The organism is Methylocaldum sp. (assembly GCF_039794385.1).
In the GTDB taxonomy this organism is placed as follows: domain Bacteria; phylum Pseudomonadota; class Gammaproteobacteria; order Methylococcales; family Methylococcaceae; genus Methylocaldum.
On the sequence record NZ_JBDIVO010000155.1, the window covers coordinates 1 to 10,219 of the forward strand.

7 protein-coding genes are annotated in these 10,219 nt (G+C 58.0%); 5 read left to right on the plus strand and 2 right to left on the minus strand.

Annotation, left to right across the window (positions count from 1 at the left end; all coding sequences use genetic code 11):
* Positions 1 to 363: 363 nt before the first annotated feature.
* Positions 364 to 2,511 carry an FAD-dependent oxidoreductase gene (locus ABJK70_RS13790; protein WP_347258253.1) on the minus strand — a complete coding sequence of 716 codons (2,148 nt, stop codon included), beginning with the start codon at positions 2,509 to 2,511 and terminating at the stop codon, positions 364 to 366.
* A gap of 171 nt (positions 2,512 to 2,682) precedes the next feature.
* Between ABJK70_RS13790 and arsS the strand changes: the two genes are divergently transcribed.
* The 4 genes from arsS (at position 2,683) to ABJK70_RS13810 (ending at position 7,601) form a co-directional block, all read left to right on the plus strand.
* Positions 2,683 to 3,639, plus strand: a complete 957-nt coding sequence (arsS, locus tag ABJK70_RS13795; RefSeq protein ID WP_347258254.1) for an arsenosugar biosynthesis radical SAM (seleno)protein ArsS — start codon at positions 2,683 to 2,685, stop codon at positions 3,637 to 3,639.
* A 27-nt stretch (positions 3,640 to 3,666) separates the two neighbouring features.
* Positions 3,667 to 4,788: a methyltransferase domain-containing protein gene (locus tag ABJK70_RS13800; RefSeq protein WP_347258255.1), complete on the plus strand. Its 1,122-nt coding sequence runs from the start codon at positions 3,667 to 3,669 to the stop codon at positions 4,786 to 4,788.
* Between the two features lie 206 nt (positions 4,789 to 4,994).
* Positions 4,995 to 5,564, plus strand: a complete 570-nt coding sequence (locus ABJK70_RS13805) for a carboxymuconolactone decarboxylase family protein (protein ID WP_347258256.1) — start codon at positions 4,995 to 4,997, stop codon at positions 5,562 to 5,564.
* A 1,023-nt stretch (positions 5,565 to 6,587) separates the two neighbouring features.
* Positions 6,588 to 7,601 carry a hypothetical protein gene (locus tag ABJK70_RS13810; RefSeq protein ID WP_347258257.1) on the plus strand — a complete coding sequence of 338 codons (1,014 nt, stop codon included), beginning with the start codon at positions 6,588 to 6,590 and terminating at the stop codon, positions 7,599 to 7,601.
* Between the two features lie 158 nt (positions 7,602 to 7,759).
* Here ABJK70_RS13810 and ABJK70_RS13815 read toward each other — a convergent pair whose 3' ends face one another.
* Positions 7,760 to 9,511 carry an alkaline phosphatase D family protein gene (locus ABJK70_RS13815; protein WP_347258258.1) on the minus strand — a complete coding sequence of 584 codons (1,752 nt, stop codon included), beginning with the start codon at positions 9,509 to 9,511 and terminating at the stop codon, positions 7,760 to 7,762.
* Positions 9,512 to 9,727: 216 nt separating this feature from the next.
* Here ABJK70_RS13815 and ABJK70_RS13820 point away from each other — a divergent pair.
* A partial coding sequence (locus ABJK70_RS13820) for a fibronectin type III domain-containing protein (protein WP_347258259.1) occupies positions 9,728 to 10,219 on the plus strand: 492 nt, incomplete at its 3' end.

Sequence of the window (10,219 nt, forward strand, 5' to 3'; positions counted from 1 at the left end):
CCCCGGATGCCGGCCGGGCGCAGCATCTCGTCGTAAAGCTGACTCACCGCACGGGTCGCCTTACGGAGATTGAAGCCGGTGCAATCCATACAGCACCGGTAATCCGGCATTTCACTCGAGGGGGCACGTGCTTTGGACAACTGCGGGATTCCTACTCTAAACGAAAGATATTTAGGAGTATATACACATAATCTAGCATGTCAACGATCACCCGCGTTTTGCCGTTGTGACTTTCCGGTCGTTGAGACGACCAATACAAATCCGGCGTTCTGGACGCGCGGGACATGTCGCCACGTCGCACGACCCGGTTCTGGAATACGCGACTTCCTGCATGTGAGGGTTGGCGGAAAACTTGCCGGACCATCACCCCCGCCGCCAGGCATGATACCGCTCCACCCATCGCAGCAGCGCTTCCGGCGCATGCGCGCGTTTCCAGACCCCGGCGGCGTATTTATTGGCTTCGGCCAGGGTCGGGTAGATGTGAATGGTGGCGAGTACTTGGTTAAATCCCAGCCCGTGTTTCATGGCCAGGATGAACTCGGCGATCAGGTCTCCCGCATGCTCGCCGACGAGGGTCACGCCGAGTATCCGGTCCTTGCCCGGTACGGTGAGCACCTTGACGAAACCGTGCGCTTCGCCGTCCGTAATGGCGCGGTCCAGATCGTCGAGGCCATAGCGGCTGATTTCATAAGGTATGCCCCGTTCCTTGGCTTCCTGTTCGTTAAGGCCTACCCGCGCCACTTCCGGATCGGTAAAGGTTGCCCAAGGAATGACCCGGTAATCGGCCCGGAATTTCCTGAAATCGCCGAAGAGCGCGTTGACCGCCGCGTACCAGGCCTGATGGGAAGCCGTATGCGTGAACTGGAACGGCCCGGCCACATCTCCGCAGGCGTAGATGTTGGGGTAAATCGTCTGAAGAAACTCGTCGGTTTCGACGGTGCGCGCTTTCGTCGTTTCGATGCCGAGTTCTTCCAGCCCGTAGCCCTTAGTGTTGGCGACGCGGCCGACAGCCACCAGTATTTGGTCGAAGACTATCCGTATCTCTTGCCCCTGGTGTTCGACGATCAGGATTTTCTCGCCGTTCTCGACGATGATCCGTTTGGCTTGATGCTCCAACCGAAGGTCTACGCCCTCGTCGCGGAAACGCCGCGCAATGATTTCGGAGACTTCCGGATCCTCCCGGATCAGCAGTCGGGACAACATCTCCACCTGAGTAACCCGACTGCCGAATCGGACGAACGCCTGCGCCAGCTCACAACCGATCGGACCACCACCGAGGACGACCAGACGCTTCGGCAATTCGCGGATATCCCAGACGTTGTCCGAAGTGAGATAGCCCACCTCCTCCAATCCGTGGATAGGCGGCACGAAAGGCCTCGCACCGGCAGCGATGACGATGGCGCGGGTGCTGAGCGTGCGAGTGCCCGCTTCCGTGCGAACCTCCACCGACCAGGGCGAGACAATCCTCGCTTCGCCCTCGATCACTTCAATGCCCAATTCGGTGTACCGTTCCTCCGAATCGTGCGGCGCCACAGTCCGTATCACCCGCTGCACCCGTTCCATCGCGTCGGCGAAATCGAACTCCGCAGAGGCCCGGCGGATGCCGAACTCGGGTGCCCGACCGATCTGGCTCAGCAGTTTCGCCGTGCGTATCAGGGCTTTCGAAGGGACACAGCCGGTGTTGAGGCAATCTCCGCCCATGCGGTGTTTCTCGATCAGCGTCACCTTTGCCTTCACGGCGGCCGCGATATAGGCGGTGACCAGACCCGCAGAGCCCGCACCGATCACCACCAGGTTACGGTCGAAGCGTTTGGGTTTTTCCCAGGGCTCATACACCTTGCGGGCCTTGATCGTATCCACCAGCCTGCGGGCCAGCAGCGGGAACAGGCCCAATAGGGCGAATGACAAAAGCAGGCCGGGCGAGAGGATATCCGACAGGGATTCGATCTTGGCCAACTGCGTGCCGGCATTCACGTAAACGATCGTTCCCGCCAGCATCCCCAGCTGACTCACCCAATAAAATGTGCGAGTGGGTATGGCGGTCAGGCCCATCAGAAGATTGATGACGAAGAACGGAAACGCCGGCACCAGCCGCAAGGTAAAAAGGTAAAAAGCGCCATCACGGGCGATGCCGGAATCGATGGCTTTCAGACGCTCGCCGAACCGGGCTTTGACCGCATCGCGAAACAAAAAGCGGGATGCGAGAAAGGCCAAGGTTGCCCCGATGGTCGAAGCGAAAGATACAATCACCGTGCCCCACAGCAGACCGAACACGGCGCCGCCGGCCAAAGTCAGCACCGCCGCGCCGGGCAGGGACAGCCCCGTGACCGCTACATAGAGGATGCCGTAAATCGCGGCGGCGAGAAAAGGATGGAAGGTTCGATAAGCGGCGATGGCTTCCTGCTGGGCTTTCAACGTCTCCAAAGTGAAAAAGCGTTGCAGGTCGAAGGCGAAAAAAGCCCAAGCAAGCGACAGGAGGACGATGACAAGACCGATACGGTAAGGGTTCATGACGGATTTCCCTAAAGGCAATGGTCGAATAATGCTATTAATTGGTCGGACAATGAGATAGAAAACTTACAGCCGCACCGGGATGATTTTCTTCGCGACGCTGTAAGATTTCGTCTCGGCAGGCGACTAATGATTTAAATTTTCCACTTCCCGACGGAGTCTAAGCCGCGCATGCATGCGATATTGCCCTTGGTACGATCCAGCAATTTTCCCGTCATCGTCCGCGGAGAGCTGGACACGGTGCAAGTGAACCTGGGTTACCGCTGCAATCAGACCTGCCTGCATTGCCACGTCAATGCCGGACCGAAACGCAAGGAGATGATGGACAGGGAAACCGTGGACCAGGTGCTCGATCTGCTGCGGCGGGCCGGAGTTGCCACCTTGGATCTGACCGGAGGCGCGCCGGAGATGAACCCGCATTTCCGCTATCTGGTGGAAAGCGCGCGGGACTTGGATCTTCGAGTGATCGACCGGTGCAATCTCACCATTCTGGAAGAACCCGGTTACGAGAGCCTAGCCGATTTTCTGGCCGCGCAAAAGGTGGAAATCACGGCTTCCCTCCCCTGTTACCTCGAAGACAACGTGGACCGGCAACGTGGCAACGGGGTATTCGAAGCGAGCCTTCGCGCCTTGAAAAGGCTCAATGGACTCGGCTACGGCCGACCCGGCACGGGGTTGATCCTGAACCTGGTCTACAACCCCCAGGGGCCGACATTGCCGCCAGCCCAGGAGGAACTGGAAGCCGCCTACCATCGAGAGCTGAAGGCCCGCTACGACATCGTCTTCAACCGGCTTTATGCCCTCGCCAACATGCCCATTCAGCGCTTCGGCAGCACCCTGGTGTCGAAAGGCCAGTTCGAACCCTACATGCGCTTGCTGAAAAGCGCCCATCGCGATGAAAACCTGGAAGGCATCATGTGCCGCAGCCTGATCAGCATCGATTGGCAAGGTTACGTCCACGACTGCGATTTCAACCAGATGCTGGGCTTGCCGCTGGGCGGGCGACGGCGTCATATCACGGAAATCGATGTAACCGCATTGCAAGGCCAGGCCATCGCCACGGCCGATCATTGCTATGGCTGTACCGCCGGCTGCGGCAGCTCCTGCGGTGGCGCATTGAACACGTAGAAAGAGAACAGTGAATCTGGAGAGCCCATGATGTTTGTAGAAGAGTCGGTACGAGAACGCTATTCCGAAGGTGCTCGCGAGAGGCAGGAGGCCCTGTGTTGTCCGGTGGATTACGACCGCGAGCTATTGAAATTGCTGCCGCGGGAAATCATCGACAAGGATTACGGCTGCGGGGATCCCTCCCGCTATGTACGTGAAGGTGATACCGTGCTCGACCTGGGCTCGGGCGGCGGCAAGATTTGTTATATGGCGGCACAACTGGTCGGCCCTCAAGGGCTGATCATCGGCGTCGACATGAACGACGACATGCTGGCCCTGGCCCGCAAATACCAGTCGGAAATGGCCGAGAAACTGGGCGGCGACCGGGTGCGTTTCCACAAGGGCTATATCCAGGATTTGGCCTTGGACGTCGCCGCAATGGAACGCTATCTGGCCGAACAACCGGTTACCGACGCGGCGTCCCTGGCGGCGCTGAAATCCTGGCAGGCCAGGCAGCGCAAAACCCAGCCGCTGATTGCCGACGCTTCGGTGGATTTGGTCATTTCCAACTGCGTGCTGAACCTGGTGGGCGATGACGAAAAAACGCAACTGGTGCGGGAAATTTTCCGGGTGCTCAAACCGGGCGGACGGGTTGCCATCTCCGACGTCGTCGCCGACGAGCCCGTGCCCCAACATCTGAAGGACGATCCCGCGCTGTGGAGCGGCTGCATCTCCGGCGCCTTCGAGGAACGGGAGTTCGTCCGAGCCTTCGAGCAAGCCGGCTTCGGCGCCGTGTGTCTGGACAAATGGGAAGCCGAACCCTGGCAGGTGGTCGAGAACATCGAATTCCGCGCCGTCACCCTGGTCGCCGTCAAAGGCTACGGCCGGGAATGCCTGGACCGGGGCCATGCGGTGATCTATCGCGGCCCTTACGCGGAAGTGCGCGACGAGGAGGGCCATATCTTCCCGCGCGGCGAGCGCATTGCCGTATGCGAGCGAACCTTCCGCACCCTCACCGAAGGCCCTTATCAGAAGCACTTCATCGGCATCGAACCAAGGATTCTCGCCGAACCGGTGGCTTGGTGCGCGCCACCGGGAACCCGCCGTCCGGCAGCGGAAACCAAGGGCGGGCGACAAATCGCCGAATGCGGCGGGGAAAAATGCTGCTGAAGTTGAGCTGAGACCATAATTTTCCCAGGGACGATCTTCAGACTGCGACGACTCGCGGACTGAAGATCGCGCCCACCGCCACATACCGAAAACCTGAAGCAATCGTAGGTCGGCAATCCCTTGCCGACCTACTTCGGACGCTACACCAAACCGGAAAATGGTCTAAACCCTGACTCCACCGTTACACACTGAAAACCGGAAGCCCTATGAGCTTTGTCGACACCCCCGAGAACTACCGCTATGCCTGGTACCTGCGCCCGGTATTAGCCCTGATGCGCCGGCGTTTGCGGGTTCTGCCGGAACCTGTGCGCCTGTGGGCACGCCTGCCGCTGGCGTTCGTCGGCTTTCAGTTGATGAATTTGGCCCTGGAACGTAAATCTTCACCCTTGAGCGGTGCGCTGCGCGCCCTGATCCGCACTCGCATCGCCCAGCTCAACTCATGCCATTTCTGCATCGATCTCAACGCCTCCCATGCTCTTGACCGGGGCGTATCGCCAGAGCAATTGCACGATCTGACCAGGTTTCGGGATTCGCCTCGATTCAGCGAGGCGGAAAGAGCCGCTCTAGCCTACGTGGAGGCCATCACGGGCACCGGAATCGAGATAGATCAGGATTTGATCGACCGATTACGGCAAGCCTTCGGCGACGATGGCATCGTGGAACTGGCGGCGATCGCCGCGCATCAGAACCTGTCCGCCAAGTTCAACGCGGCCCTCGGAGTACCGGCCCAAGGCTTTTGTATGACCGCTCACGGAATCGCAGCGCCGGATCGGTGAACGACATCTTCCTCGGCAAGATTTCGGCCAGAGGGGCGTCGTCCAAGACGACGAGAAAGAAGAATCAGTTCATGTAGCTTGAACGTTTGCTCAGTCGGCAGGTGAAGTCTCGGCTCTAGTAGACGTAGGCAATACCGGCGAGTCGGAGGACGCGACGAGCAGACACACGTTTAGAATCAGTTGCCGGATGTCACCTAGAAAGTTGCCCTGCCCGCTCTTTGGGACGGAAAGGCTCGAAAAATCAGAGCAGTAGTTTCAATCTCCGCCACAGCCCATGGGAGACCGGGAAACGAAGCGCTGGATAGAGTCAACGGAATCTGTGGCAACTACCCGATTGGCCGATCTTGACGGCCAGAGCGCTGGAGGCTCGCGGCGGCTGCACAGCGCAAGGGCTTTCCAACAGGCCGCCGGCATTTTCGAGCAATGTCACGATTTGGTCACGTGACAATGCTCGGAGTGGCTGGGGGACCTGGATTCGAACCAGGGTTGACGGAGTCAGAGTCCGTTGCAACGTGACGCAAGGACACGAAAAACAACCAAATACAAACACTTACAATTCAAAGCATCACAAAAAGCCGTAAAACGTTATAACTGCGTTGACACTCGGTTGACACATAGCCAGTTAAGGCAACACTTGATCATAAAGAAAGCTTGGGATATCCGCCCCTTTTTCGGATTCCCCTCAAAATCCCATCAAACAATGAAAAGCCGACACCTTCTCGCCCTGCCCTGTGCGCGGCTTTTTTGCGTCTAAACTAAATCGCATTGGCGTTGAAGCAAGCACCCAAGCGGGAGCTTTAGGCCACGAGTCTCGGTTGCCACTACATTGTTTCCGAATGATGCAAAAAGGAACCTAGTTTTTTAGCTTTTTTGCTAGTAATGATTTGCCCGTTAAGCTCACATGCCGGTGGAGCTTTTGGCAACTGGTCAGAGAGCTTTCAGGTCCACGGATTTCTCGAACAAGGTTTTGTAGCCACATCCGGAAATCAGTTTTACGGCAACAGTAGGCACGGAAGCTTCGACTTGACGCAGGTCGGATTAAATGCGGCGGCGCGTCCCTTCAATAATGTCCGCTTCGCGGTCCAAGGCCTATATCGCCGAGCTGGCGAGCAAATTCCCGAAGAGCTACGGCTCGATTACGGTCTTATGGACGTCACGGCGCTCGATCATCCCGGCTTTCGATCCGGAGTTCGCCTGGGGCGAGTCAAATTACCGCTGGGTTTGTATAACGAATCACGGGATGCTCCTTTTACTCGACCTTCCATATTTCTGCCCCAAAGTCTTTACTTCGACCGTACTCGAAATGTCGGCATGGCGACCGATGGCGCCCAGTTTTACACGGACTTCAGTTCCCCTTTCGGCAATTTTTCATTCAAGGCAAATCTTGGAGCATCCATACCGGATAATAGCCTTGAATTTAATGTATTCGGGGGCAGCAACCGTCCAGGAAAGTTTGTCGGAGATTTTTCGGCGGCAACTCAGCTGGCGTATGACTATTCGGGTGGGCTAATCCGGGTCGTATTTAGCGCTGCGTGGTTAATCAGCGATTATGATAAGCAATCGGATCCGATAATCGATTCGGGTGAATTTGAATATCAACCCTACGGTTTAGGCATCCAGTACAACGGCGAGTCGCTATCGCTTGCTTCTGAATATTCAATTCGCAACATACGCTTTGAGAACTTCGGGCGATTTCTCCCAGATAATGAATACAACGGTGAAGGGTATTACTTTCAGGCGGGTTATAAGATCAACCACTATATCGAATTGATCGGGCGTTACGATGTATTTTATACAGACGTCAGTGATCGCTATGGGAAAAAGTACGAAGTGCGTACCGGCATTCCTGGCTCCTTTTTCTTTGCCAAAGATTGGATGGCGGGACTTCGATTCAACATAATCGATAACTTTATGATTCGTGCCGAATATCATCGGGTCCATGGTGCGGGCTGGGTATCTCTTGCCGAGAACCGGAACGTCAGAGAACTCGAACGTGATTGGGATTTGTTTGCAATCGAGGCTGCTTATCAGTTTTAAGCCGTATGGCCCCCAATTTGCCCGAGTCGGTGGGTTATGCTGCGCTAACCCACCCTTACGATTAATGTTCGCTTGAATGTCGAACGAAGGAACGCTTCCACGGGCCGATGGCGTCGACATGCGTTTTCACCAATTCGGGGCCTGGCTCGGTTGTCTGCTCAGTCGGGATCTCGTCCGTGTTCAGCCTTCAGTGTCTTGCTGAATACCGACGCGCCGTAAAGATCCTTTAGATCCACCGTCAACTCGTGGGTCTTGCGGTTGATGTTGACCTCGCCGAAGAACTGCAAGCCCGCATAGGGCGAGAGGTTGACCTGACCCGCCGGCGGCGCCTTGGCGAACACGACCTGCGGCCCGAAGGTGCCATCGGTGGTATTGGGACCGAAGGAACCGGCGTTGAGCGGGCCGGCGACGAATTCCCAGAACGGCGAGAAGTTCTTGAATTGCGCCTCCGAGGGATCGTAGAAATGCGCGGCGGCATAATGGACGTCGGCGGTCAGCCACACGATGTTCTTGATTCGCTCGTGCTTGATGAAGCGTAAGAGGCGGGCGATTTCCAGCTCGCGGCCGACGGCGGGGCCGTTGTCGCCGTTGGCGATGGCTTCCCAGCGGGGCTGGCCGTTCGCATCGACGCCGTCGCCGATGTTGAGGCCGATGGGCATGTCGGCGGAAATGACTTTCCAGGTGGCCCGCGATTTCTTCAGTTCCTTTTTCAGCCACTTCAACTGCGCTTCGCCCAGAAACGCCGTTTCCGGTCCCTCCTGCGTCTGCAAGTTGGCCGTGTTCGGGCCCCGGTAGCTGCGCATATCGATGACGAACACGTCCAGCAGCGGGCCGTAGGAAATCTTGCGGTAGAGACGCTCGGACTCTTCCGCCGTATGCGGGCGCAGGGGCGCATATTCGTGGAAAGCGCGCGTGGCGTGAGCGAGCAGCACCGGAATCTCCTTGAGCGTGTAGCGGGGATCGTTGGCCAGGTCCTTGGCATCGGACCAGTTGTTGACCACTTCATGGTCGTCCCATTGCCAGATCTGCGGCACTTCGGCGTTGAAGCGGCGGAGGTTGGCGTCCAGCAGGTTGTACTTGTAGCGGCCCCGGAACTCGTCCAGGGTTTCGGCGACCTTGGAGACTTCGGGCGTTACGAGGTTAGTCCAGATCTGGCCGTTTTCGGCCGGTTTGCTCGCTTCGATGGGACCGTCGGAGTAGACGCTGTCGCCGCTCTGAATGAAGAACTGCGGCTTCACTTGACGCATGGCTTCATAGATCCTCATGCCGCCGAACGCCTCGTTGATGCCCCAGCCCTGTCCCGCGGTATCGCCGCCCCACACGAAGCGTATGTCCTCGTGCTTGCCCACGGTGTGGAAACGACCGATGACCGGCTCGCTCTTGTTGCGGGCGTTGGTCAGATCCTCGAACCAGACCTTCACATACACGTCCTTTCCGGACGGCAGCCCGACCAGGTCCTGACGCGCGGTGAAGTCGGAGACTTCGAGCGCATGAGGACCGCGGATGACCTTGGAATCGGTGAATTGTTCGTTGAACGCGTATTCCACCCACATGCGGGCCGGGCGGTCGCAGCGGCTCCACACGATGGCGCGTCCCTCGCCGACATCGCCGAACTGGATGCCCTGTTCCATTTGCGGCAGATCGTGAAGAAGCCGGAGCGGGTCACTCGGGCGAAATATGGGAAGACGGCCTCCGTCCGCTGTGATTTGACCGACGGGGATTCGAATGCGGTCGGGCGCTCCTGGGACTTGAATGGTAGCGCCTGCGATTTCACCGCCGGCGGAAAGCTGAATGTCGCCGCCCTCCGCCAAGACTTGAGCGGACATGCTCAAGGCCAACAGGAGCGCGGACGCGGCAGCTTTGCCGATGGGAGACAGAATATTGCGTGTTTGTCGATCGAAGGCCTGCATGGAACACCTCATGGAGTTTCTGGAGGCTCGGATTCTATAAATCGCTTCGGGTCAGCCTGATGACGGTTCGATGACCGATTCATGACCTTTACAGGTTCGGCTCACCTGGAAGTCTTCGATGCGCTGAGCTTCGTTTTCGTCGTATCCCTGTCACTAGTTCGTCACTTGTGCTGCGTAGTATTCCGGCGGCTCCACAACCAACACCAGGGAGTTTCTATGAAGCCGTCGAACTTTTTCCGCGTTTTTTCATTGACTCTTGCCGCCTTGATGGCGACGACGCTGGCCCGCGATGCCGCCGCGCTTTCGGTCACCCGCGGCCCTTATTTGCAGATGGGCACATCTAGCGGGCTCATCGTGCGCTGGCGCTCGGACGTGGCCTCGAACAGCCGGGTGCGCGTCGGCACCAGCCCTACGAACTTGACGCTCACCTTCGATGATGCCGCGTCGACCACCGAGCACAGCGTGCAGGTGAGTGGACTCAATCCGCAGACCAAGTACTATTACTCGATCGGCTCCACCACGCAGACACTCTCGGGCGGCGACAGCAATACCTATTTCCACACCGCGCCGACCACGGGCACACAGCAGCCGACGCGCATCTGGGTGATCGGCGACGCCGGCACCGGCACTTCCGGCCAGGCCGCCGTGTACAACGCCTATCGCAACTTCACCGGCACCAATCCCACCCATTTGTGGCTGCAACTCGGC